The sequence below is a fragment of the Roseitalea porphyridii genome (genome assembly GCF_004331955.1).
Lineage (GTDB): Bacteria > Pseudomonadota > Alphaproteobacteria > Rhizobiales > Rhizobiaceae > Roseitalea > Roseitalea porphyridii.
On the sequence record NZ_CP036532.1, the window covers coordinates 1,287,807 to 1,309,867 of the forward strand.

A 22,061-nucleotide genomic window follows, 5' to 3' on the forward strand; every position below is an offset into this window, starting at 1 on the left:
ACGAACTCAAGTGCGGCCGATATCGTCGAGCCGCTTCTGCAGGCTCAGCCGGTCGATGCGCTCGAACGGCAGGCTGGTGAACACCGAGATGCGGCTTTCGAGCATCCGGTGCGTGTCGTCGAAGGCAAAGCGCCGTTCGGCTTCGGTCCCCGTCGCGGCAACCGGATCGGGCACGCCCCAATGGGCGCTCATCGGCTGACCCGGCCAGACCGGGCAGGTCTCCGCGGCGGCCGAATCGCACACCGTGAAGACGAAATCCATCTGCGGCGCGTCGGGGCTCGCGAACTCCTCCCAGTTCTTCGAGCGCGCGAAATCGGTATTGTAGTTCAGCGCCTTGAGCAGATCGAGCGTATAGGGATGCACTTCTCCCTTGGGCTGGGAGCCGGCCGAATACGCCGTGAAGCGCGGCCGGCCGACCCGGTTCATGATCGCCTCGGCGATGATCGAACGGGCCGAATTGCCCGTGCACAGGAACAGCACGTTATAGGTCTTGTCGGTCATGGTTTCACCTCAGCAGGCGCAGGCTATCTCGTCGAGAACGGGCTGACACAGCGCGGGATTGCCGCCGCAACAATCCTCCATCAGGAAGCCGAGCAGCCCGCGCATGCCGTCGAAGTCGGCGAAATAGGTGATCGACCGGCCCTCGCGTTCGGAGCGGATCAGCCCGGCCCGGCTCAGAACGGCGAGATTGGCGCTCATAGTGTTCTGTCTCACCCCGAGCGTCTCGCCGATTTCGCCGGCCGCCATGCCCTTCGCGCCGCGCTTGACCAGCAGGCGGAATACGTCGAGCCGGGTTTCGTGTGCGAGCGCCGCGAGCGCCTCGATTGACTGTGTGCGATCCATATATCAATAATTCATGATGTTTTGATGAATGTCAACCGACCCGGTGGCCGATGTCCGATTGCCTTGACGGCCCGTGTTGTCCTAGAACCGCGCGGCCCCCACATGAAGGGCATGACTGATATCTGGGAGGCTCCCATGCGAGCGGAGGCCGAGACCCGCAAGCCGGCACGACCGGGAAAGAGCGCGGCCGAACGCTTCGGCGTCATCGCCCGACCGCCGCTCGAATGGAACGCCGAGGTGGAGCGCGAGACGGCGCACCTTTACGAGCGCGTGCGCCATCACATTCCCGAATTCGAATGGCCGGTCTATGCGCCCTATGTCGCCGCGATCAACCGGCTGAAGGCGGAGCGCGGCGCGGTCATCCTGGCGCACAACTACCAGACGCCGGAGATCTTCCATTGCGTGGCCGACATCGTCGGCGACAGCCTGCAGCTCGCCAAGGAAGCCGGCAAGGTCGATGCCGACATCATCGTCCAGTGCGGCGTGCACTTCATGGCCGAGACCTCCAAGCTGCTCAATCCCGAAAAGACGGTTCTCATTCCGGACATGAAGGCCGGCTGCTCGCTGTCCGAATCGATCACCGGGGCCGACGTGCGCCTGTTGCGCGAGCGCTATCCGGGCGTGCCCGTCGTCACCTATGTGAACACGTCGGCCGAGGTGAAGGCCGAGACCGACATCTGCTGCACCTCGTCCAACGCCGTGCAGGTGGTGGAGAGCTTCGGCGTCGATACGGTGCTGTGCATTCCCGACGAATATCTCGCCCAGAACGTCGCCGCCCAGACCGACGTCAAGATCCTCACCTGGAAGGGCCATTGCGAGGTGCATGAGCGCTTCACCGCCGAGGAGCTGCAGGCCTACAAGGACGCCGACCCCGAGATCGAGATCATCGCCCATCCCGAATGCCCGACCGATGTGGTCGAGATGGCCGACTATGCCGGTTCGACGGCGGGCATGATCAACTATGTGCGCGACCAGCGGCCGCCAAAGGTTCTGCTTGTCACCGAATGCTCGATGGCCTCCAACATCCAGTCCGAGGTGCCCGAGGTCGAATTCGTCAAACCGTGCAATCTGTGCCCGCACATGAAGCGCATCACGCTGCCGAAGATCCTCGATTCGCTGTGCGAGATGAAGGAGGAGGTCACGGTCGACCCCGCCATCGCCGAACGGGCGCGGCGTGCGGTGGAGCGGATGGTGAATTTGACGAATTGAACACCGTTTCCCTCTTCCTTGCGGGGAGGGTGGACAGCCGGCTTGGCCGGCTGGACGGGTGAGGGACTAGGATGGTCGAAAAAGCGCAGCGCGATCACGCAAGGATGCTTCGGCACCAGGCGACCGTCGCCGAGCGGCTTTTATGGGACGAGTTGCGCCGGTTCCGGAAACAAGGCTATCCCTTTCGCCGGCAGGTGCCCATCGGACCCTACATCGCCGACTTCGCCAGCCATCGGTTGCGGCTGGTCGTGGAAGTCGATGGCGACAGGCATGAGACCAGCGCGGGCAGGCGCCACGATGTGAGGCGCGACAGTTTCCTTCGCTCGATCGGATACGCGGTGATGCGCTTTGACGAACCCGATGTGCGGGCAAACCCGTGGGCTGTCGCCGAAGAGATCAGAGCGGCGATCGGCGACCTTTCGCGACGCACCCCCACCCGTCCCGGCGCAGCTGCGCCGGTCCACCCTCCCCGCAAGGGGGAGGGAAACGCGTGATCGCCCTCCGATTCGTTTCCCTCGGAGCAATGGCGGGGTTCGATCCGATCGGGACCGGGCCGGCGCCGAGGGTTGCGGTGGTCTCCCTCCCCCTTGCGGGGAGGGTGGACAATTCGCGCCAGCGAATTGGACGGGTGGGGGGCTTCCACGATTCGGCAAGCGGCCGTTCATGACCCGCCCCATCGTCATCATCGGCGGCGGGCTGGCCGGTCTGTTCTGCGCGCTCAAGCTCTCGCCGCTGCCCGTCACCATCCTTGCCGCCGCGCCGATCGGACGCGGGGCCTCGTCGGCCTGGGCGCAGGCGGGCATCGCGGCCGCCGTCGGTCCCGGTGACACCGTCGACGCCCATGTGGCCGACACGATCGCCGCCGGCGACGGCATCGTCGACGAGGCGATCATCGCGGCCATGGCGGCCGAAGCCTCCGACCGCGTCCACGATCTGCTCGAATTCGGCGTACCTTTCGACCGCGATCTGGAAGGCCATCTGGCCGTCAGCCGCGAGGCCGCCCACAGCCATTCGCGGATCGTGCGGGTCAAGGGCGACATGGCCGGCCGCGCCATCATGGCGGCGCTGGTAGATGCGGTCGCAAAGGCGGGCCATATCCGCGTCCTTGAAGGCTACGTCGCCGAAGAGCTGATGGTCGAGGCCGGCCGCGTGGCGGGCGTCATCGCGCGCGGCGAAGCCGGGCAGGGGTCAAGCCAGACGATCGACGCATCGGATGTGATCATGGCGACCGGCGGGGTCGGCCACCTCTACGAGGTGACCACCAACCCGACCGAGGCGCGCGGCGGCGGCATCGGCATGGCGGCGCGCGCCGGCGCCCGCATGGCCGACATGGAATTCGTGCAGTTCCACCCCACCGCCATCGACGTCGGCAAGGACCCGGCCCCGCTCGCGACCGAGGCGCTGCGCGGTCATGGGGCGACGCTCCTCAACCGGGCCGGCGAACGCTTCATGGTGCCGCTGCATCCGGACGCCGAACTGGCCCCGCGCGACGAGGTGGCGCGCGGCATCTTCGCCGAGGTGCAGGCCGGCCGCGGCGCGTTTCTCGACTGTCGCACGGCGGTCGACGATTTCGCCGCCGAGTTTCCCACCGTGTACGGCTACTGCGCCGAAGCCGGCATCGACCCGTCGGTCGACCTGATCCCGGTCACGCCGGCGGCGCACTATTTCATGGGCGGCATCTGGACCGATGCGGACGGGCGCACCTCGCTGCCGGGTCTGTGGTCCTGCGGCGAGTGCACGTCGACCGGCGCACACGGCGCCAACCGGCTCGCCTCCAACTCGCTGCTCGAAGCGGTGGTCTTCGCTGCGCGCGTCGCCGTGGCGCTGGGCGGCGAGGGCGCGGAACCGGCGCCGGCGGGATGGGCGGACGGGTCCGTCCACGACCCCGACGCGGTCACCGAAAGCGACCATCCGGCGATGACGCGCCTGCGCGCCATCATGAGCGCGCATCTGGGCGTGCTGCGGGACGGGCCGGGCATGCGGCGCGCGCTCGGCGCGATCATGGCGCTGGAGGCGGCCAACACGGATGATCCGCGTTTCGCCAACGTGCTGACCACCGCCAAGCTGATCGCCATCGCCGCGCTGAACCGCACAGAAAGCCGTGGCGGCCATTTCCGAACGGACTTCCCCGAGCAGGACCCGACCTGGCGCCGCCGCACGCTGCTCACGCTCGATCAGGCCGAGGCGGTGGCGGAGGATTTTCTGAAGACTTGACCTTTTCACCACGCCCTTCGAGGCTCGGCAGTCATCGCCCTCATCCTGAGGTGCGAGCGTAGCGAGCCTCGAAGGGCGGGGGCGATGATTGCCTCACACCTCAGGATGAGGTGAAAAGGTCATCCACCATTCGCCGCCAGCGCGTCGGCGACCACCTGCTTGAGACTGATGTCCGGCACTTCGACGAATTCCAGATCCTCCGTGCCCAGATAGGCGCTCTGGTTGATCGCGGTCCAGCCATTGACGGCGACCGTGTAGGTGGCGGCCGGGTCGATATCGAGTTCGGCGGCGTGAACGAAATCGCCGGTACGCGCATCGAGCGAGGTCGCCCGGTGCTGGTTGGCCCGTTCCATGATCGTGGCCAGTCGCTCGCCGGCGATGTCGACCGTGCGGATATCGCCGTCGAAGCGGATATAGGCGTCGAAATCGTAGCGGCTGACCTCGCCCGCCTCGAGCCCGGTGCCGAAGGTGGTGTGGCCAAGGAACGCGACGTCGGCGTCGGTTGCCGCGCGCACCGCTTCGGTGGCGAACAGGATCGCGCCCGGCAGGTCGAGCGTCTGCGGCACGGTGCCGACGATGGCCCGGTCCTCTTCGGTCAGATGCTCGTCCATCGCCGTTGCGACCGCGTTGCCGATATCGGCGTCCGGGTCGTCGTCGCGGGCGACCGCGACGCTCTCGAACGTGGTGTCGGCGCCGCCTTCGGCGTTGAACGTCATCGACGCCACCGTGAACCCGTTGCCCCACGAGCCCGGATGGACATAGGCAAGACCCGGCTCTTCATGGGTAAAGTCCAGATGATCGTGCCCGCCGATCAGCAGCGTCCGCTCGGGCAGGGTGCCGAGCATCGCCTTGTCGGCGGCGACGCCGGCATGGCTCAGCACGATCGCCGCATCGGCCTCGCGCGTCAGCCCGCCCATCAGGCTCTCGGCCCAGGCGACCGGCTGCGGAATGGTCAGGGTGGGGCGGATCGGCGGCCGGTAGGTGAAGATGTTGTCTGTGGCGATGCCGGCAAGCGCAACGCGCCGGTCGCGCACGCCGATCGAAAGGCCGGCCGGCGCCAGCAACTCGCCGGTGCGCGCGTCGATGATGTTGCTCATCACATGCACGCCACGCGCTTCGGCCTCGCGGGTGAATATCGCCATGTCTTCCAGCACCGCCGTCTCGTGATTGCCGATGTTGAAGAAGACCGGCGCGATCCGGGCGAGCTTTTCGAGCGCCAGAAGGTCGGGCGCGACGCGGCTGCGCAACGCCACCACATTGCCGCGCTCGAACATGTCGCCATTGACGATGATGATCACCTTGCCGCCCGCCTCGGCGGCGCGGTTGCGCACGGCGGCGACGAGCTGCGGCAGGCGCTTGTAGGGCGAATGCAGGTCCGACAGGATGATCGCCGTCACGTCAGGCTCGTTCTGCGCAGACGCAAGGCGCGGGACGGCCGCGGACGCGGCGATCGCCGCGCCCGCACGCAGGACCAGACGGCGGGACACGGTGGCGGAAAGGGCCATGGAACACTCCTGTGGATGGTGAAGGCTTGATGCGAGGTCCCTTCGTTCGCATGGCGCGTTGACAATTCGATGACGAGCGGTCTTCGTGGCGCCGCCCGGAGGCCGCCATGTCAGACGTCACATCATACCCGCCGAGCCTGCCGCCGCTGATGGTCGAGGAGGCCGTGCGCGCAGCGCTGCTCGAGGATCTGGGGCGGGCCGGCGACATCACCACGAACGCAACCATCGCGCCGGGGGCGCGGGCCACCGCGACAATCGCGAGCCGCCAGGAGGGCATCGTTGCGGGCCTGCCGCTGGTCGAGGCAGCCTTCGCGCTGATCGGCAGCGATCTGCGGGTCACGCCGCACCTCTCCGACGGCGACCGCGTGGCACCGGGCGCCATCGTCGCGCACATATCCGGCAATGCGCGTGCGCTGCTCTCGGCCGAGCGCGTGGCGCTGAACTATCTGATGCTGTTGTCGGGCATCGCGACGCAAACGGCGCGCTTCGCCGACGCCATCGCCCATACGAGGGCACGCATCTGCGACACGCGCAAGACCGTTCCCGGGCTGCGGACCCTGTCGAAATACGCCGTGCGCTGCGGCGGCGGCGCGAACCACCGGTTCGGCCTCGACGATGCCGTGCTGATCAAGGACAATCACATCGCTGTCGCCGGCGGCGTCGCCGGCGCGGTCCAGGCCGCGCGCGCTTATGCCGGCCATATGGTCAGGGTCGAGATCGAGGTCGACACGCTCGACCAGTTGCGCGCCGCGCTGCCGGCCGGCCCCGATATCGTGCTGCTCGACAATATGGATGTCGACACGCTGCGTCAGGCCGTCGCCATCAACCGGGCGCACAATGACGGCGCGATCAGGCTCGAAGCGTCCGGCAATGTCGATCTCGATACAGTCGTCGCCATCGCCGAGACCGGCGTCGACCTGATCTCGACCTCGAAGATCACGATGGCCGCGCCGACGCTCGATGTCGGGCTCGATATTGCCGTCGAGACGTGAGGGTTCGCCGCCTTACATGATGTGCGCGTGATCGTCCGAAAGCGGCAGAACGAAGGGCGTGCCCTCGAAACAGTCCGCGCCCCGGCCTATGGCGCCAATGGCATCGACCATCCTGCCGCCCCGGCCCAAGAGGTCATCGGCGATCGCGACGATCTTCGGGTTCGGCGTCGCGGTGGGCGAACGAAGGCGCAGTTCGCGGGCAAGCTCGGCCTCGTCGCGGTCCGGATCGAGCGCCAGTGCGATCGCATAGGCCGACGCCGTCGAGCGTGAGACGCCGGCAAAGCAGTGGATCAGGAGCGGCGAAGCCCGGTCCCAGCGCTGCGCGAAATCGATGATCTGCCGTACATGCGCTTCGCCCGGCGTGATCAGACCCGGTGTGTCGACCCCGATATCGTTCATGTCGAGCCGCAGATGGTTGTCGGCGCGGATCGCCGCGGGCCGGTCGATGGCCGGGTCGCCGCTGATCACCGTGAGCATGTGGCTCGGCGAATGCCGGCGCGCCGTCTCGGCGATGCGCGCCAGCGAGCAAATGGCGAGATAGGGCATTGCTTACCCCTTTCCGTTGGGCCGGCCCGCACGGGCTTCCAGATCGGCAAAGCGTGCAAGGAAGGCCGCCTCGGTCTCGCTCGCCGGCATCGGTTCGAGCGGCAGGCTATCGGGCGTCACCGCGCGCGGCCGGCCGAAATAGGTTCCCGCCTCGCTGACCGTGAAGCCGGCCAGCCGCGTCGCCTCGTAGAAGGCGGCGATCATGTCGGCGCGCTTGACCAGTTTTCTGGTCGCGGCGGGCATCTGTGCGGGCAGCGAGAAGCGCAGATGGATCGCCTGCTGCAGGCGGCTCTCGACGAGCTTGTAGTCGCCGCCCATCACCTGCTTGAACGGCGAGATCATGTCGCCGATCACATACTCGGGTGCATCGTGCAGCAGCGTCATCAGCAGCGTCGTCCTGTCGGCATCGGGCTTCAGGCGGCGGACGATATGCTCGACCACCAGGCAGTGCTGGGCGACCGAGAAGGCGTGGTCGCCGCGCGTCTGGCCGTTCCACCGCGCAACGCGCGCCAGCCCGTGCGCGATGTCGGAGATTTCGACGTCGAGCGGCGACGGATCGAGCAGGTCGAGCCGGCGGCCCGAAAGCATGCGCTGCCACGCGCGCGGCGGTGCCCCGGCCTTGTCAGGCATCGGCGTCGCCGTCCGGACCCGCTTCGCCCGGCCAGCCATAGGTGACGTTCGGCGGAAGCTGCACCGAAACGGGGATCTCGCCCGCGACGACCGGTTCGCCCTTGTCGGTCGCGCCCTTGATCCGGTCGAGCCGCACGATCGCAAGCCCCCGGTCCTCGACGACGGTTCCGAGCGTACCGGCCAGTTTGCCGCCGGCGCTGATCTCGGTACCGGCCGGCGGCAGGGCGGTTTCGGCGGTCACGATCACCACGCGCCGGCGCGCCGTGCCGCGATGCTGCATCCGGCTGACCACTTCCTGGCCGACATAGCAGCCCTTCCTGAAGTCGAGCCCGCCATTCTGGTCGAGCGAGATGTCGTGACCGAACGCATCGCCCAGTTCGAAATCGTCACCGCTTTCGGGCACGCCGTTGTCGATGCGAAGGCGGTGCCATTGCCAAAGCGGTGCGGTGTCGCCCGCCTCGGTCCCCGCCGGCAGGTGCGCGCGCGTCACTGTGGTCGCGGCAAAGCGCTCGTCGCGCAGGACAGGTATTGAATCAGATTGTGAGAGAGCGGAATCACCGTCCCAGCTTGCGACGACAACCATCTGATCGCGCTTGTCAAATTCGACCTTGGAGCGGAGCCGGTAGAGCATCATGCGCTTGAGGAACGCGTCCGCCTGCGCCCCGTCAAGGTCGATCACGAACCCCTCGCCGTCGCGTCCGACGAGGAAGTCGAACATCACCTTGCCCTGCGGCGTCAGCAGCGCGCCGGGCCGCGCGACGCCCTCGGGCAGGGCGGTGATGTCGCAGGTCAGCACGTTATGCAGAAGATGCTCGGCATCGGCGCCGGTCACGCCGATAAGAAGGCGCTCGGGCAGGACGACAGAAGCCATGTCGGGTTTCCTTGCAAACCGTTCGGCCGATACGTAAGCCCGTTGGCGGATGACGGCAAGGCGGCGGGAGGCAGGCAGTGACACGGAGCTTCGACACGGTTCTCAAGGGCGGCACGGTGGTCAATCATGACGGCACCGGCATGCGCGACGTGGGCATCACGGACGGCCGGATCGCCGCGATCGGGACCATCGACGCGACGGCGGCGGGCGCGGTGATCGACTGCACCGGCCTGCACATCCTGCCCGGCGTGATCGACAGCCAGGTGCATTTCCGCGAGCCCGGCCTCGAGCACAAGGAAGACCTTGAAACCGGCTCGCGCGCGGCGGTGCTCGGCGGCGTCACGACCGTGTTCGAGATGCCCAACACCAAGCCGTTGACCGTCACCGAAGAAGCGCTGGCCGACAAGATCGACCGGGCGACCGGTCGCATGCATTGCGATTTCGCCTTCTGGGTCGGCGGCACCCACCAGAACGCCGGGATCGTCGGCGAACTGGAACGGTTGCCCGGCGCGGCGGGGATCAAGGTCTTCATGGGCTCGTCCACGGGCGACCTGCTGGTCGAGGACGACGAGGGGGTCGGCACGATCCTGCGCAACACGCGCCGCCGCGCCGCCTTCCACTCGGAGGATGAATACCGGCTGCGCGAGCGGCAGGGCGAACGCGTCGAGGGCGACGCGGCGTCCCATCCGGTCTGGCGCGATGTCGAGGCCGCGTTGCAATCGACCCATCGGCTGGTGCGAATCGCGCGACAGGCCGGCGCGCGCATCCATGTGCTGCATATCTCGACGGCCGAGGAGATCGAGTTCCTCGCCGGGCACAAGGACGTCGCCTCCTGCGAGGCGCTGCCCAACCATCTGACGTTCACCGCCGACGATTATGCGACGCGCGGCACGCTGATCCAGATGAACCCGCCGATCCGCGAGGCGCGCCATCGCGAAGGGCTGTGGAAGGGCATTGCGCAGGGCGTCGTCGACGTGCTCGGCTCGGACCACGCGCCGCACACGCTCGCAGAAAAGCAGCAGCCCTATCCGGCCTCGCCCTCGGGCATGCCGGGTGTGCAATATCTCGTGCCGATCATGCTCAATCACGTTCATGAGGGCCGTCTGACGCTGGAGCGCTTGGTCGATCTGACATCGCACGGTCAGCAGCGGCTGTTCGGCATCGCCCGCAAGGGACGGATCGCCAAGGGCTACGATGCCGACTTCACCATCGTCGACCTCAAGCGCACCGAGACGATCCGACACGCCGATGCCGGCTCGAAGGCGGGCTGGACCGCCTTCGACGGCATCGCCGTCACGGGCTGGCCGGTCGGCACGATCGTCCGCGGTGCACGGGTCATGTGGGAGGGCGAGATCGCCACGCCCTCCCGGGGCGAGAAGGTGCTTTTCGACGAGGCGCTCGGCACCTGAGCATCGCCCGGCGCGGAACGAAATGTTTCCCGTCATGGTTTGTTGCGCAGGTGTGGGTGCGCCGATAGGCAGTGGCCGTGGGGCGCCCTTACCGCAACGAAGGGTGAGAAATGAACCAGCAGATCTGGCAGATCGAACGGCATATGTGGACCGGCGGCGTCGAGGCGTTCCAGAACCATCTGGCCGATCTGTGCGTGATGGCTTTTCCAGCGCCGATCGGCCTTTGCTTCGGCCAGAAGGTGATCGATCTCGTGCGCGAGGCGCCGCGCTGGAACGATGTGGCGATGAGCGAGCAGACCACGGTCAGCCCGTCGCAAGGGGTAATCGTGCTCGCCTATCGCGCCGAGGGCCGGCGCGACGGCGATGTCTATCGCGCCTATTGCACGTCAACCTATGCGGAGAAGCAGGGCGCCTGGAAGATCGTCCAGCATCAGCAGACACCGCTGAACTAGAACGCATCTTCCGATCCCGATCAGTCGCCGGCGACGAAGAACAGCCAGCGGCCCTCGGGCGTGATGCCGGCCCTGAAGAAGATGTAGGCGCCAAAGCCGACCATGTCCTCGTAGTCGCCGGCCGTGACCAGCTTGAACAGTTCCACCCGCTCCTCCGGCGTCAGCGCATCGAGCGATTTGGCGAAGAAGTAGGGCCAGACATAGAGTTCGTTCTCGGTGCCCGCGTCGAAGCGCGCATACCCGGCCTCGAATACTTCGAGCAGGATGGCCAGCATCTCGTGGCCCTCGACATCGCCGGAGATCGACTTGAAATAGTCGATCGGATCGCCCTCGATCTCGGCCAGCGAAAGGCGGGTGGTGTCGGGCCCGCTGCCGATCAGCGGCCGCAGCCGTTCTGGGTCGCCCGAGCGGGCCGCGTCCATGATCAGTTCGCGCATGCGCCGCACCGGGGCGGGCAGTTCCGACACATCGTCGGAGATCTGCACCGGAACCTCACCGGTACCGACCTGGCTGCGCGCCGGATCGGTCGTTCCCTGCGGCGAGCCGGCGGGCGGAACGAGCGGATTGTCGGGGTCTTCGAGACCGAGCGGCGGCGGCGCCGGAACGATGCCGGAGGGCGGCGGGGCGACCGGTTCCTGCGCCATGGTCGGCGTCAGCCCGGCGAATAGCAGGGAGCAGGCGATCGCGGCCACGGCCGGCCGCACCGGCCTGCTGCGTCCGGTTCCGGCACCGATGTCGCGGCGTCCCGCCATGCTCCGAAGCTCCCGCGCCAGGCGCGGCTCCCTATTGCAGCGTCCGAAGCCGGGTGAACTCGCCGGCGACCAGCCGTTCGCGCATCTCCTCGATCACCGCAAGGGCGGCGTCCTCGCCGTTCTCACCGACGATCTCCTCGAGCGCGGTCGCCATGGCCGCATCGGCCAGGATGTCGGTTTCGATGCCCTCGAGAATGCCGTCGTTCCAGATCTCGGACTGCATCTCGCGCGCGGCACGGCGTTTTTCCACCGTGATCGCGTCTTCGAGGGCTTCGAGTTCCTGCTTTGGTTCCATCGTGTTTCCCGCTCCGGCGGTTGTGTCCTTGTTCGGGCCAGACCGTTGCCGCTTTCCGTAACCCTAACACATTGTCGCAATTTGACATTGTCGACCTGTGTCGAACGTTAACGGCCGCATCGTCCCGCTATTGCGGCCCGTAGGTGTTGGCCAGATCGAGCGCCAGTGTCCGGCCCTCGGTGACGTACCTGTCGGCGGCCGTTCGCGCCTGTTCGGTGCAGCGCGCATAGACGCTGTCGAAGCTGCGATAGCCCTTGTTGAACGCCGCGATCAGGCGGGCGCGGCGCACCGGTTCGGGCTTTTCGGCCGAAAGCAGACGCTCCATCTCGTCGCGCCACCGATTGCTCGGTTCGGCGCACAGGTTACGCAGATAATGGATCGATCCGAGCACTTCGGCGAGCCGGCCCAGCTTGTCGTCATAGGGAGCGGCGGTCTGCGCGGTCGCGGGTATCTGCGCCATGGCCAATGCCACAGCCGTCACCATCCCTGCGATTGCCGTCCTCGTGAACGCCACGTCCCGTCCCATCGCTTTCACCCGGGCCGGTTTGTTGCACTCAATTGGGGCACAAACAAGCGCCCGCCTGTCGAAACAGCACGACCGGTTAACGCCCGGCATTTCCAGTGCCCGTCACTTGCCGACGATTGTGACGCCGGGATGAAAGGCATGTGCGACAAAGGCGAAGGTCACGTCGTACGGCACGTCCTCGCCATCGCGCGTGACGAGCACGGTCCCGACGTCACGGCCCTGATCGATCCGGTTCGTATCGAGCGCCGAGGCTTGTCCGGCGGTCCAGGTGAACGCCAGCCCGTCGGCGGACCAGGCGCCCGCCTCGGCAAGCGTGTTCATCGTCACGATCAGCGGCTCGGCGTCGTCGCGCGGCACGATCACGACCCGCTCCATCGGGTCGATGTCCTCGGGAAGCTGCCCGTCATAGAGAAACGGCCGGGAACTGTCATAGCCGACATAGGGGTTGCGGCCATAGTCGCGCATGGACTCGTTGTTGGGCACCAGCACCCGCCCGGTCGGATTGTCCTCGGCGAATTCGGCCCAGGACTGCAGCCGCACCGGCACCAGTTCCAGCATCTGACCGGTCATCTCGCCGACGATCGCTTCGCCGGTGAATTGCTGCCACCAGGTCTCGGTCTGCCGGTCATACATGATCAGGTTGGAATCCTTGAGCTTTCCGGTGGTGCCGAACTCGAGCACGCGACCGTCGACGGTGCGCTCGAAGACCGGCGCCGAATTGCATAGGGGGCAGTAGGTGACGGCGACCGGCACGCCGCCGACCACGTCGTTGACGATCTCGTGCCAGGTCAGGATGCGCAGCGGATAGGCGCGCGCGTCGCCGTCGATCGTCAGGCCGACAACCGGCTCGTTCGGGGCCAGGGCATCATGGCCGGGCACGAACTCGAAGACCGGATTGTCGATCGACGGTATGCCGTCGCGCGGGGGTCCGCCCGATCGGATGCGGGCGAGATCGACCGAGGACTGTTCGAAGTCGGTCTTCCAGCCTTCCATCGACCAGCGCACCGGATCGGCGCCGGCCGATGCCGTCACGGCTAGAAGCGAACCGAGCGCAAGGGCAGCCACCAGGCCGGTGCGGCGGGGCTTCAGCAGAGCGCGACTGGTATCGGTGGTCATCGATGGCCTCTTTGGAGCGGATCGAGGGTTACGCCTTTCAGCGTAGAAGCGCGATGGCGCTCGGGCCAATAAAGCCCGCTCACGATCGCGTGGGCGCGCTCACGCGCCGGCGAGACGGCGCGCTGTGGCGAGCGTCGTACGCGTCATCGGCAGGGCGTCCATCTCGTCCGTCGTGACGAACCGCAACTCGGCCGCATCGTCGCCGGCGACCGGCTCGCCCGATGCCCGCGCGGTGAAGACGGTCAGGACGAAATGATGATCGGGCGCGCCGTCATGGTTCTCGTCGCCGATCAGATCGACCACCTCGGCCACGGCGAGGCTGTCCGCATCGACCCTCAGGCCCGTCTCCTCGGCCAGTTCGCGCGCCGCCGCCTGGCGGATCGTTTCGCCCCACTGCACGCGTCCGCCGGGAAACGCCCACAGGTCCTGCGCCGGCGGCCGCGCCCGGCGGGCAAGGAGGAAGGCGCCGGTCCGGTCGTCGCGGATCACCACCGAAACGGCGGCAGCGGGGTGGCGGTTTTCGCCCATTTGCAAGGGTCTCCGGGTTGCTGTGCACATTGACGTTTGCCTTGCGCGCCCGGCCGGCGATAGTATCGCGGCCGGGACGGGCGGCCGCAAGGCCGAAGGGGTGTCTGGGGGCTTACATCATGATGCGTTATCTGATCGCAACGGCCGCGCTCGGCGCGGCGGCTTTGGCGCTGTCGTCCTGCGCGACGCTGAACGAGGAACAGTGTCAGGTGGTCGACTGGCAGCAGCTGGGCCAGAGCGATGGCGCTCAGGGCCAGCCCTCGACCTATATCGCGCGGCATCAGGAAGCCTGCACCCGGTTCGGCATCACGGTCAATGCGGCGGCCTGGCAAAGCGGCTGGGAGAGCGGCATCCGCAGCTACTGCACGCCGAGCAACGGGCTGAGCGTGGGTCTTTCCGGTGGCGTCAACCGCAATGCCTGTCCGGCCGATCTGGCGGCCCGGTTCAACGAGGCCTATCGCGTCGGCGACGCGGTGCATGACGCGCGCTCGCGGCGCGACGAGACGCAGCGCGAGATCGACCGGCTGATCCGCGAACTGTCGGCGGCGACCGAGGATGCCGAGCGCACGCGCATCCAGGTCGAGCTCGAACTGGCACGCAACCGCCTTTCGACCGCGCAGGCCGATGTGGCCAGGACCGAGCGCGAGGCCGATCTTTATCGGCTGCGCCTGTCCCAGGCGTCGCAGTCGTTCGTCCAGTAGCATCCCTGCGGCCGACGGGAACATGCCATGTGCGGCCGCTTCGCGCTGATCCATACCAGGGAAGACATCGAGCGCTTCTTCGCGGTCGCCGGGGTCGAGGCATTTCCGCCGCGCTACAACATCGCGCCGACCCAGCCGATCCTCGTCGTCACGGTCGCGCCCGATCGGCCCGAGGGCTCGAACCTGCCGGACCGCGACGCGGTGCTGATGCGATGGGGATTGCTGCCGTCCTGGGTCAAGGACCCCAAGGACTTTCCGCTGCTCATCAATGCGCGCTCGGAGACCGCGGCGACGAAGAACTCGTTCCGCGGGGCGATGCGCCATCGCCGCTGCATCATCCCCGCCTCCGGCTTCTACGAGTGGAAGCGCGACAAGCCCTCCCGCCGGTCGCAGGCTTACTGGATCCACACGCCCGGCGGTGCGCCGGTCGGCTTTGCCGGCCTGCAAGAGACCTGGATCGGCAAGGATGGCAGCGAGATCGACACATGCGCGATCCTGACGACGGCCGCACCGGCGGACCTGGCGCACATCCATGACCGCGTGCCCGTGCCGCTTGCACCACAAGACCATGCGCGCTGGCTCGATTGCCGCACATATGGACCGGCCGATGTCGCCGACCTTCTGGCGATGCCGGAGCAGGGCGTCTTTGAAGCGGTGGCCGTCTCCGACCGGGTCAACAAGGTGGCCAATTCCGGTCCGGACCTGCTGGAGCCGGTCGAACCGAAGGACTTTGCTAGCGCTGACGGCGACAAACCGGTTGCAAACGGCGACGACGACGGCGATGACGAACAGCCCAGCCTGTTCTGACCCGATCCGCACCGTTCCATGCTCGCTGTCGCCACAAACGGTTTTGTTTTCGGCGCCACGCTGATCATCCCGATCGGCGCGCAGAACGCGTTCATCCTCAGGCAGGGGCTCGCCCGCCGGCACGTGTTCATCCTGTGTTTGATCTGCGCGCTCTCGGATGCCTTGCTGATCGCCGCCGGCGTCGCCGGCCTCGGCACGCTGATCGCCGGAAACCCCGGCCTGATCATGGCCGTCACGATCGGCGGCGCCGCGTTCCTGTTCGTCTATGCTGTGCTGGCGTTGCGCCGCGCCCTCAGGCCGTCCGCGCTGATCGCCGGCGCGCCCGATGGCGGCGCCCTGTCGCTGCGCGCCGCGATTGCGACCTGCCTCGCCTTCACCTTTCTGAACCCGCACGTCTATCTCGATACGGTCGTGCTGCTCGGCAGCCTGTCGGGTCGGTACGAGGGTGCCGCGCGCGCCGCGTTCGGTGGCGGCGCGATGGCCGCAAGCTTTGTCTGGTTCTTCACGCTTGGCTACGGCGCGCGGCTGCTGGCGCCGTTCTTCGCAAGGCCGGGCGCCTGGCGGGTTCTCGATCTGCTGATCGCGCTGATCATGGCCGCGCTGGCCGTGGGCCTGCTCGCGAGCCTTTATCCGTAAGCGCCCACCGACGAAAGGGAAGGCTCTGCGTAGGCGCCCCAGGCATCTGCCACTTGCGGCTCCTGGTCCGTGAGAAGCAAATGGCCGAGCACAGTGGAAGATGGGGCGCAAACTCCACCGCGAGATACCCGGCTCCGCCTACGCAGAGAACTTCATCGTAGACGTTCAAGACCATCGTTGAACAGGTAAAAATTGATGGGGTATCAAAAAAATCGTCAAGAATCTGACATGAAGAGTGCCTCGTTGCGTGCAACGCCCGAACGGTGCGCGCATGACGGGCATGGAGTTGCTTCGGCGCACCGGCTTGGCACGACCGCCACCGCCGTGTCATGAGCGAGCCGCCGCGACTTCAGGAACAGTGCCATGGCCGACCAGACCCCGATCCAGCTCTACGACACGCTCACCCGCGCCAAGCGCCGGTTCGAGCCGATCGATCCGGACAATGTGCGCCTTTATGTCTGCGGCCCGACCGTCTACGACTACGCCCACATCGGCAATGCCCGCCCGGTGATCGTCTTCGACGTCCTGTTCCGCCTGCTGCGGCACGTCTATGGCGCGGACCACGTCACCTATGTTCGCAACATCACCGACGTCGAGGACAAGATCAACGCGCGCGCCCTGCGCGATCATCCGGACCTGCCGCTGAACGAGGCGATTCGCGCGGTGACCGAGAAGACCGCCGACCGGTTCCGGGCCGACGCGCTCGCGCTCGGCTGCCTGCCGCCGACGCACGAGCCGCGCGCCACCGAGCATATCGAGGACATGATCGCGATGATCGGCACGCTGATCGACCGGGGCCACGCCTATGTCGCGACCGGCGAGGAGGGGGCCGAGGTGCTGTTCGATGTCGGCTCGATGCCCGACTACGGCATGTTGTCGAAACGCGACCTTGACGAACAGCAGGCGGGCGCGCGCGTCGCCATCGCCGCGCACAAGCGCAATCCGGCCGATTTCGTGCTGTGGAAGCAGAGCGGACCGGACGAACCGGGCTGGGACGCCGATTTCGGCGGCACGGCGATCCACGGCCGGCCCGGCTGGCACATCGAATGCTCGGTGATGAGCGCCCACCATCTGGGCGAACGGTTCGACATCCATGGCGGCGGCATCGATCTGGTCTTCCCCCACCATGAGAACGAGATCGCCCAGAGCCGCTGCGCGCACGGCACCGAAGTGATGGCCAACTACTGGATGCACAACGGCTTTCTTCAGGTCGAAGGGCAGAAGATGTCCAAATCGCTCGGCAACTTCGTCACCGTGCACGATCTTCTGGAGACCGAGAAATTCGGCGGCCGCAAATGGCCCGGCGAGGTGCTGCGGCTGGCCATGCTGATGACGCACTATCGCGAGCCGATCGATTTCTCCGTGCGACGGCTTGAGGAGGCGGAGAGTAAGCTGATTTCCTACTATCGAGCTCTTGCGACACCGTTGGGCGACACATTCCCTGATCCGGAGTTCCTCGCCCACTGCTCCAACGATCTCAATCTGCAGGACGCCTTCGCGCGAATCGATTCATTGAACAAGGAAATCAACGTTACCGGCGGCATGCCCTCGATTGAATTGAAGCGCAGATTGACAGCAAGTCTGCGTCTCGTGGGCTTGCTTCTGGAGGATTCTGCCGATGATTTCATGCGGCAGTTCGTTCGAACTTCCGATGCTCCAAGTGAAGCGGAAGTCGAGGGCATGATATCGGTTCGGTCTAGCTTCATTCGCGACAAAAACTGGGCCGAAGCCGATCGCATCCGCGACGAACTGCTCGAAAAGGGCATCCAGCTCAAGGACGGCAAGGACCCCAACACAGGCGAGCGCGTGACCACATGGGAGGTGAAGCGATGACCCCGACGATCAGCGGCGGCTGCCAGTGCGGCGCCGTGCGTTACCGTGTCCACGGGCCGCTCGACGACCCGCATCTGTGTCATTGCCGCATGTGCCAGAAGGCGGCGGGAAACTACTTCATGCCGCTCGGCGGCGCCAAAAGAGACGCTTTCGAGATCACCCGCGGCGAGCCGTCATGGTTTCATTCCTCCGGCCCGGTGCGGCGCGGCTTCTGCGCCGCATGCGGCACGCCGCTGTTCTTCGAGACGTTGGGCTTTGACGGCATCAACGTCACGCTGGGTTCGCTCGACGATCCCGCCGCGGTGCCGCCGGTTTCCACCTACGGCACGGAAGCGAAGATGCCCTGGCTGGCCGACGCCGCCGTGCGTGACGGACGCACCACCGAGGAAGAGGAGTTCCTCGACGGCAAGAGGGTGCGCGACATCGCCGCCACCAACCGCCAACATCCGGACCACGACACCGATACCTGGCCGCCCGCGCGCAGCTGAGACAGACTCTTCACCGCCCGGGACAGGTTCCCCCACCCCCACCCCTCCCCCGTAAACGTGGGAGGGGAGACGCGGACACCATGCGTGCACAACCGACCTTCCAGCCAGGCTCGAAAGCCGACAGCGCCGGTGAGGTGTCGATGCCTCCCCTCCCACGTTTACGGGGGAGGGGTGAGGGGTGGGGGCAGTCCGGTTCATGCAGTGCCGATGCCTCATTCATAGGGGAGGGGTGAGGGGTGAGGGCAGACCGGTTCATGCGGTCCCAAGGTCTCCACTCCCACATTCATGGGGAGGGGTGGGGGCACTTCGGCGCCAGGGCCGGCGAATGAGCGACTTCCAACACAGGCCGGGGCATACCGACATTGCGCCGGCACGCGCCCTGCATTACCACGCCGGCGTTGACCATCGGAGCCGTCATGTCCGCCCGTGAGCGCATCTACCTGTTCGACACCACGCTGAGGGATGGCCAGCAGACGCCCGCGATCGACTTTTCGGTCGACGACAAGATCACCATCGCGCGCATGCTCGACGAGTTCGGCATCGACTATGTCGAAGGCGGCTATCCCGGCGCCAATCCGACCGACACGGCCTTCTTTTCGCGCAAGCGCACGGCCAGCGCCTCGTTCGTCGCCTTCGGCATGACCAAGCGCGCCGGCGTCTCGGCCTCCAACGATCCGGGCCTCGCCGCCCTGCTGGAAGCCGATGCAGACGCGATCTGCTTCGTCGCCAAGGCGTGGGACTATCACGTCGAGGTGGCGCTCGGCTGCACACCGGAGGAGAACCTCGATTCGATCCGCCAGTCCGTCGAGGCCGCCGTCGGCGCGGGCCGCGAGTCGATGGTCGATTGCGAGCATTTCTTCGACGGCTACAAGGCCAATCCGGCATATGCGCTCGCCTGCGCCAAGACCGCCCACGAGGCCGGGGCGCGCTGGATCGTGCTGTGCGACACCAATGGCGGCACCCAACCGGGCGAAATCCGCGCGATCACCCGCGCGGTCATCGAGGCCGGCGTGCCCGGTGACCGGCTCGGCATCCATGCCCATGACGACACCGGCCAGGCGGTCGCCAATTCGCTCGCGGCGATCGAGGCCGGCGTCCGCCAGGTCCAGGGCACGCTCAACGGCATCGGCGAGCGCTGCGGCAACGCCAACCTCGTCACGCTGATCGCCACGCTCGGTCTCAAGTCGGTCTGGTCCGAACGCTTCGCAACCGGCATCTCCGCCGACGATCTCGTCGGGCTGACGCGGCTGTCGCGCACCTTCGACGAACTGCTCAACCGTGCGCCCGACGCCCAGGCCCCCTATGTCGGCGCATCGGCGTTCGCTACCAAGGCGGGCATCCATGCCTCCGCGCTGATCAAGGACCCCCGCACCTACGAGCACGTGCCGGCCGAAAGCGTCGGCAACACGCGCCGCGTCATGGTCTCCGACCAGGGCGGCAAGTCGAACTTCATCGACGAGCTCAAACGGCGCGGCATCGCGGTCGCAAAGGACGATCCGCGCCTCGACACGCTGATTGCGCTGGTCAAGGAACGCGAGGCGGAGGGTTACGCCTATGAAGGCGCGGACGCCAGCTTCGAACTTCTGGCGCGGGCCACGCTGGGCGAGGTGCCCGAGTTCTTCGCCGTCGATTCGTTCCGTTGCGTCGTCGAGCGCCGGCACAATGCGCGCGGGCGGCTGATCACGCTGTCGGAAGCGGTGGTGAAGGTCACCGTCGACGGCGAGCAGCGCATGTCTGTCGCCGAGGGCGCCGGTCCGGTCAACGCGCTCGACCTCGCCCTTCGCAAGGATCTGGGAAAATACCAGGGCGAGATCGCCGATCTCGAACTGGTCGACTACAAGGTGCGCATCCTCAATGGCGGCACCGAGGCGATCACCCGCGTGCTGATCGAATCGACCGACATGACCGGCCAGCGCTGGTGGACCGTCGGCGTTTCCGACAACATCATCGACGCCTCGTTCCAGGCGCTGATGGATTCGATCACCTTCAAGCTGATGAAGAACCGTGGCGCCGCCGGCCTGATGGCGGCGGAATGAGCGCCCGCCCGGCAAGACCGGCCGACGCTGCCGAACCCGCCGCGGGCTTTGCCTTCGCGCTCGGTGCGTTCCTGCTGTGGGGCCTGCTGCCGTTCTACATGAAGTGGGTGGACCACATTGCGCCTTGGGAGGTGGTCGCCCACCGGGTCGTCTGGTCGGTACCGGTGGCAGGGGTGCTGCTGATGCTGATGCGGCGCACCGCCGACCTCAAGGCCGCGCTGCGCGATCCGAAGACGCTCGCCCAGGCGGCCCTGACGGCCGCGCTCATCTCGATCAACTGGGGCGTCTATGTCTGGGCGATCGCCGCCGAGCGGACGGTGGAGGCCGCGCTCGGCTACTACATCAACCCGCTGGTCAACGTGGTGCTGGCAACCCTGTTTCTGGGCGAGCGGCTGACCCGGCTGCAGGCCCTGGCGATCGCGCTGGCGGCCACGGCGGTGGCGATCCTCACCTTACGGGCCGGCGGGCTGCCCTGGGTCTCGCTGGTGCTGGCCTTCTCGTTCGGCCTTTACGGTTTCTTCCGCAAGACGCTCCCGGTCGGCGCGGCCCAGGGCTTCATGCTCGAGGTGATCCTGCTGTCGCCGCCCGCGCTCGTCATCATCGGCTGGATGGCGATGGCGGGTTCGGGCCATTTCGGACCCACCGGCGCGGCCGACATCGGTCTGCTGCTGCTGGCCGGCCCGGTCACCGCGATCCCGCTGATCCTTTACGCCAATGGCGCCAAGTTGCTGCGCTACACGACGATCGGCGTGATGCAGTATCTGACGCCGACGATGATCTTCCTGGTCGCCATCTTCGTCTTCGGCGAACCGTTCTCCGTATGGCAGTTGGTGGCGTTCTGCTTCATCTGGGCGGCGCTGGCGCTCTATACGCTCTCGCTGTTCCGGACCGCGCGCGCCGCAAGGGCCGCGGCCACCGCGCCGCCGGCGCACTGAACGCTCTAGAGCCGTTCGATCACGGCCGCTTCGCCCGCCGCGCCATTGGCGGCGGCGACGATCGCAGGCACGATATCTTCGGCCCGGTCGATCACCAGCGGCTGCACGCGATGGGCGGTGTGGATGAAGCCGGCCTCGCGCATATGGTCCAGGAGCGCGATCAGCGGGTTCCAGAACCCGTCGATGTTGGCCAGCACGATCGGCTTGGTGTGCCGGCCGAGCTGCGCCCAGGTCATGATCTCGATCACTTCCTCAAGCGTGCCGATGCCGCCCGGCAGCGTCACGAACGCATCGGCGCGCTCGAACATGGCGTGCTTCCGCTCGTGCATGTCCTCGGTGATGATCAGTTCGTCGAGCGAGCCGAGCGCTTCTTCGGTCGCCTCCTTGTGCATCAAAAAGCGCGGTATGATGCCGCACACCTTGCCGCCGCCTTCCATGACGCCGCGCGAGACCGCGCCCATCAGCCCCTTGGTGCCGCCGCCATAGACCAGGCGCAGCCCGTTTTCGGCCATCGTGCGACCCAGTTGCGCGGCCGCCAACTCGAAGCTGCGGTCGACACCGGAGGACGAGCCGCAATATACGCAAATCGAACGGATTTCGGTCATTGCCGATCTGTGGCGCGGGGCGGCGAAAAGGTCAAGCCGATCGGGGTCCGCGCCGTGCGGCGGTGTTTGCAGCGTCGGCACAATGCGCATAGATTGCGCCGCAAAGGGATTCTGCTTCGCTCGTACGTCGCA

General features: G+C 66.8%; 25 protein-coding genes. 13 read left to right on the top strand and 12 right to left on the bottom strand.

Going from position 1 to position 22,061, the window contains the following annotated elements; translation table 11 throughout:
* Positions 1-6: 6 nt before the first annotated feature.
* Positions 7-501: an arsenate reductase ArsC gene (locus E0E05_RS06260; protein ID WP_131615941.1), complete on the bottom strand. Its 495-nt coding sequence runs from the start codon at positions 499-501 to the stop codon at positions 7-9.
* Between the two features lie 9 nt (positions 502-510).
* Positions 511-843: an ArsR/SmtB family transcription factor gene (locus E0E05_RS06265; protein ID WP_131615942.1), complete on the bottom strand. Its 333-nt coding sequence runs from the start codon at positions 841-843 to the stop codon at positions 511-513.
* 135 nt (positions 844-978) lie between these two features.
* On the opposite strand from E0E05_RS06265, the gene nadA reads away from it, so the two are divergent.
* The 3 genes from nadA to E0E05_RS06280 all read left to right on the top strand — a co-directional run bounded on the left by nadA (position 979) and on the right by E0E05_RS06280 (position 4,266).
* Positions 979-2,052 (top strand): quinolinate synthase NadA, encoded by a 1,074-nt coding sequence (nadA, locus tag E0E05_RS06270; RefSeq protein WP_131615943.1) that lies wholly within the window; start codon positions 979-981, stop codon positions 2,050-2,052.
* A gap of 71 nt (positions 2,053-2,123) precedes the next feature.
* Complete coding sequence (locus E0E05_RS06275) at positions 2,124-2,546, top strand: endonuclease domain-containing protein (protein WP_131615944.1); 423 nt, start codon at positions 2,124-2,126, stop codon at positions 2,544-2,546.
* 169 nt (positions 2,547-2,715) lie between these two features.
* Positions 2,716-4,266 carry an L-aspartate oxidase gene (locus E0E05_RS06280; protein ID WP_131615945.1) on the top strand — a complete coding sequence of 517 codons (1,551 nt, stop codon included), beginning with the start codon at positions 2,716-2,718 and terminating at the stop codon, positions 4,264-4,266.
* A gap of 119 nt (positions 4,267-4,385) precedes the next feature.
* On the opposite strand, the gene E0E05_RS06285 is transcribed toward E0E05_RS06280, so the two are convergent.
* Complete coding sequence (locus E0E05_RS06285; RefSeq protein ID WP_131615946.1) at positions 4,386-5,771, bottom strand: metallophosphoesterase; 1,386 nt, start codon at positions 5,769-5,771, stop codon at positions 4,386-4,388.
* 107 nt (positions 5,772-5,878) lie between these two features.
* Here E0E05_RS06285 and nadC point away from each other — a divergent pair, with 107 nt between their 5' ends.
* A complete protein-coding gene (nadC, locus tag E0E05_RS06290) occupies positions 5,879-6,763 on the top strand; it encodes a carboxylating nicotinate-nucleotide diphosphorylase (RefSeq protein WP_210215769.1) in 885 nt (294 codons plus the stop codon).
* A gap of 12 nt (positions 6,764-6,775) precedes the next feature.
* Here nadC and E0E05_RS06295 read toward each other — a convergent pair whose 3' ends face one another.
* Genes E0E05_RS06295 through ygfZ form a run of 3 tightly spaced genes read right to left on the bottom strand, consistent with a single transcriptional unit; the run spans position 6,776 to position 8,810 of the window.
* Positions 6,776-7,309 (bottom strand): tyrosine phosphatase family protein, encoded by a 534-nt coding sequence (locus E0E05_RS06295; RefSeq protein WP_131615947.1) that lies wholly within the window; start codon positions 7,307-7,309, stop codon positions 6,776-6,778.
* Positions 7,310-7,312: 3 nt separating this feature from the next.
* The gene (locus E0E05_RS06300) at positions 7,313-7,939 is read right to left on the bottom strand and encodes a YfbR-like 5'-deoxynucleotidase (protein ID WP_131615948.1); all 627 of its coding nucleotides are present in this window, start codon (positions 7,937-7,939) and stop codon (positions 7,313-7,315) included.
* Positions 7,932-8,810 (bottom strand): CAF17-like 4Fe-4S cluster assembly/insertion protein YgfZ, encoded by an 879-nt coding sequence (ygfZ, locus tag E0E05_RS06305; RefSeq protein WP_131615949.1) that lies wholly within the window; start codon positions 8,808-8,810, stop codon positions 7,932-7,934. Before ygfZ ends, E0E05_RS06300 begins: the two co-directional genes overlap by 8 nt.
* Positions 8,811-8,887: 77 nt before the next feature.
* Between ygfZ and E0E05_RS06310 the strand changes: the two genes are divergently transcribed.
* Both E0E05_RS06310 and E0E05_RS06315 read left to right on the top strand, forming a co-directional pair.
* Positions 8,888-10,219: a dihydroorotase gene (locus E0E05_RS06310; RefSeq protein ID WP_131615950.1), complete on the top strand. Its 1,332-nt coding sequence runs from the start codon at positions 8,888-8,890 to the stop codon at positions 10,217-10,219.
* 110 nt (positions 10,220-10,329) lie between these two features.
* Positions 10,330-10,671 (top strand): DUF4440 domain-containing protein, encoded by a 342-nt coding sequence (locus E0E05_RS06315; protein ID WP_131615951.1) that lies wholly within the window; start codon positions 10,330-10,332, stop codon positions 10,669-10,671.
* A 20-nt stretch (positions 10,672-10,691) separates the two neighbouring features.
* On the opposite strand, the gene E0E05_RS06320 is transcribed toward E0E05_RS06315, so the two are convergent.
* From E0E05_RS06320 to E0E05_RS06340, 5 genes are all read right to left on the bottom strand, one after another.
* Positions 10,692-11,423: a hypothetical protein gene (locus tag E0E05_RS06320; RefSeq protein WP_131615952.1), complete on the bottom strand. Its 732-nt coding sequence runs from the start codon at positions 11,421-11,423 to the stop codon at positions 10,692-10,694.
* A 31-nt stretch (positions 11,424-11,454) separates the two neighbouring features.
* A complete protein-coding gene (locus E0E05_RS06325) occupies positions 11,455-11,718 on the bottom strand; it encodes a hypothetical protein (RefSeq protein WP_131615953.1) in 264 nt (87 codons plus the stop codon).
* A 127-nt stretch (positions 11,719-11,845) separates the two neighbouring features.
* Complete coding sequence (locus tag E0E05_RS06330; RefSeq protein WP_244597973.1) at positions 11,846-12,178, bottom strand: TIGR02301 family protein; 333 nt, start codon at positions 12,176-12,178, stop codon at positions 11,846-11,848.
* Positions 12,179-12,346: 168 nt separating this feature from the next.
* Positions 12,347-13,360: a DUF3179 domain-containing protein gene (locus E0E05_RS06335; RefSeq protein WP_131615954.1), complete on the bottom strand. Its 1,014-nt coding sequence runs from the start codon at positions 13,358-13,360 to the stop codon at positions 12,347-12,349.
* A gap of 99 nt (positions 13,361-13,459) precedes the next feature.
* Positions 13,460-13,888 carry an NUDIX hydrolase gene (locus E0E05_RS06340; protein WP_131615955.1) on the bottom strand — a complete coding sequence of 143 codons (429 nt, stop codon included), beginning with the start codon at positions 13,886-13,888 and terminating at the stop codon, positions 13,460-13,462.
* A gap of 119 nt (positions 13,889-14,007) precedes the next feature.
* Between E0E05_RS06340 and E0E05_RS06345 the strand changes: the two genes are divergently transcribed.
* The 7 genes from E0E05_RS06345 (at position 14,008) to rarD (ending at position 21,324) form a co-directional block, all read left to right on the top strand.
* Complete coding sequence (locus E0E05_RS06345) at positions 14,008-14,589, top strand: DUF2799 domain-containing protein (protein WP_131615956.1); 582 nt, start codon at positions 14,008-14,010, stop codon at positions 14,587-14,589.
* Between the two features lie 27 nt (positions 14,590-14,616).
* On the top strand, positions 14,617-15,396 hold the full coding sequence (locus E0E05_RS06350) for an SOS response-associated peptidase (RefSeq protein ID WP_131615957.1): 780 nt from the start codon (positions 14,617-14,619) through the stop codon (positions 15,394-15,396).
* Between the two features lie 18 nt (positions 15,397-15,414).
* Positions 15,415-16,032 (top strand): LysE/ArgO family amino acid transporter, encoded by a 618-nt coding sequence (locus tag E0E05_RS06355; RefSeq protein WP_131615958.1) that lies wholly within the window; start codon positions 15,415-15,417, stop codon positions 16,030-16,032.
* A 363-nt stretch (positions 16,033-16,395) separates the two neighbouring features.
* Positions 16,396-17,865 carry a cysteine--tRNA ligase gene (gene cysS / locus E0E05_RS06360; protein ID WP_131615959.1) on the top strand — a complete coding sequence of 490 codons (1,470 nt, stop codon included), beginning with the start codon at positions 16,396-16,398 and terminating at the stop codon, positions 17,863-17,865.
* On the top strand, positions 17,862-18,353 hold the full coding sequence (locus E0E05_RS06365) for a GFA family protein (protein ID WP_131615960.1): 492 nt from the start codon (positions 17,862-17,864) through the stop codon (positions 18,351-18,353). The genes cysS and E0E05_RS06365 overlap by 4 nt, the downstream gene beginning before the upstream one ends.
* A gap of 416 nt (positions 18,354-18,769) precedes the next feature.
* A complete protein-coding gene (cimA, locus tag E0E05_RS06370; RefSeq protein ID WP_131615961.1) occupies positions 18,770-20,389 on the top strand; it encodes a citramalate synthase in 1,620 nt (539 codons plus the stop codon).
* Positions 20,386-21,324: an EamA family transporter RarD gene (gene rarD, locus E0E05_RS06375; RefSeq protein ID WP_131615962.1), complete on the top strand. Its 939-nt coding sequence runs from the start codon at positions 20,386-20,388 to the stop codon at positions 21,322-21,324. The genes cimA and rarD overlap by 4 nt, the downstream gene beginning before the upstream one ends.
* Positions 21,325-21,329: 5 nt before the next feature.
* Here rarD and E0E05_RS06380 read toward each other — a convergent pair whose 3' ends face one another.
* Complete coding sequence (locus E0E05_RS06380; RefSeq protein WP_131615963.1) at positions 21,330-21,929, bottom strand: LOG family protein; 600 nt, start codon at positions 21,927-21,929, stop codon at positions 21,330-21,332.
* Positions 21,930-22,061 lie beyond the last annotated feature (132 nt).

Coding starts and splice junctions, on each gene's coding strand:
- E0E05_RS06350 (WP_131615957.1), top strand. CDS start 14,617: ATGTGCGGCCGCTTCGCGCTGATCCATACCAGGGAAGACATCGAGCGC.
- E0E05_RS06330 (WP_244597973.1), bottom strand. CDS start 12,178: ATGGCGCAGATACCCGCGACCGCGCAGACCGCCGCTCCCTATGACGAC.
- E0E05_RS06365 (WP_131615960.1), top strand. CDS start 17,862: ATGACCCCGACGATCAGCGGCGGCTGCCAGTGCGGCGCCGTGCGTTAC.
- E0E05_RS06335 (WP_131615954.1), bottom strand. CDS start 13,360: ATGACCACCGATACCAGTCGCGCTCTGCTGAAGCCCCGCCGCACCGGC.
- E0E05_RS06325 (WP_131615953.1), bottom strand. CDS start 11,718: ATGGAACCAAAGCAGGAACTCGAAGCCCTCGAAGACGCGATCACGGTG.
- E0E05_RS06275 (WP_131615944.1), top strand. CDS start 2,124: ATGGTCGAAAAAGCGCAGCGCGATCACGCAAGGATGCTTCGGCACCAG.
- E0E05_RS06320 (WP_131615952.1), bottom strand. CDS start 11,423: ATGGCGGGACGCCGCGACATCGGTGCCGGAACCGGACGCAGCAGGCCG.
- E0E05_RS06380 (WP_131615963.1), bottom strand. CDS start 21,929: ATGACCGAAATCCGTTCGATTTGCGTATATTGCGGCTCGTCCTCCGGT.
- ygfZ (WP_131615949.1), bottom strand. CDS start 8,810: ATGGCTTCTGTCGTCCTGCCCGAGCGCCTTCTTATCGGCGTGACCGGC.
- E0E05_RS06345 (WP_131615956.1), top strand. CDS start 14,008: ATGATGCGTTATCTGATCGCAACGGCCGCGCTCGGCGCGGCGGCTTTG.
- E0E05_RS06260 (WP_131615941.1), bottom strand. CDS start 501: ATGACCGACAAGACCTATAACGTGCTGTTCCTGTGCACGGGCAATTCG.
- nadC (WP_210215769.1), top strand. CDS start 5,879: ATGTCAGACGTCACATCATACCCGCCGAGCCTGCCGCCGCTGATGGTC.
- cimA (WP_131615961.1), top strand. CDS start 18,770: ATGTCCGCCCGTGAGCGCATCTACCTGTTCGACACCACGCTGAGGGAT.
- nadA (WP_131615943.1), top strand. CDS start 979: ATGCGAGCGGAGGCCGAGACCCGCAAGCCGGCACGACCGGGAAAGAGC.
- cysS (WP_131615959.1), top strand. CDS start 16,396: ATGGCCGACCAGACCCCGATCCAGCTCTACGACACGCTCACCCGCGCC.
- E0E05_RS06340 (WP_131615955.1), bottom strand. CDS start 13,888: ATGGGCGAAAACCGCCACCCCGCTGCCGCCGTTTCGGTGGTGATCCGC.
- E0E05_RS06315 (WP_131615951.1), top strand. CDS start 10,330: ATGAACCAGCAGATCTGGCAGATCGAACGGCATATGTGGACCGGCGGC.
- E0E05_RS06280 (WP_131615945.1), top strand. CDS start 2,716: ATGACCCGCCCCATCGTCATCATCGGCGGCGGGCTGGCCGGTCTGTTC.
- E0E05_RS06355 (WP_131615958.1), top strand. CDS start 15,415: ATGCTCGCTGTCGCCACAAACGGTTTTGTTTTCGGCGCCACGCTGATC.
- E0E05_RS06285 (WP_131615946.1), bottom strand. CDS start 5,771: ATGGCCCTTTCCGCCACCGTGTCCCGCCGTCTGGTCCTGCGTGCGGGC.
- E0E05_RS06295 (WP_131615947.1), bottom strand. CDS start 7,309: ATGCCCTATCTCGCCATTTGCTCGCTGGCGCGCATCGCCGAGACGGCG.
- rarD (WP_131615962.1), top strand. CDS start 20,386: ATGAGCGCCCGCCCGGCAAGACCGGCCGACGCTGCCGAACCCGCCGCG.
- E0E05_RS06265 (WP_131615942.1), bottom strand. CDS start 843: ATGGATCGCACACAGTCAATCGAGGCGCTCGCGGCGCTCGCACACGAA.
- E0E05_RS06300 (WP_131615948.1), bottom strand. CDS start 7,939: ATGCCTGACAAGGCCGGGGCACCGCCGCGCGCGTGGCAGCGCATGCTT.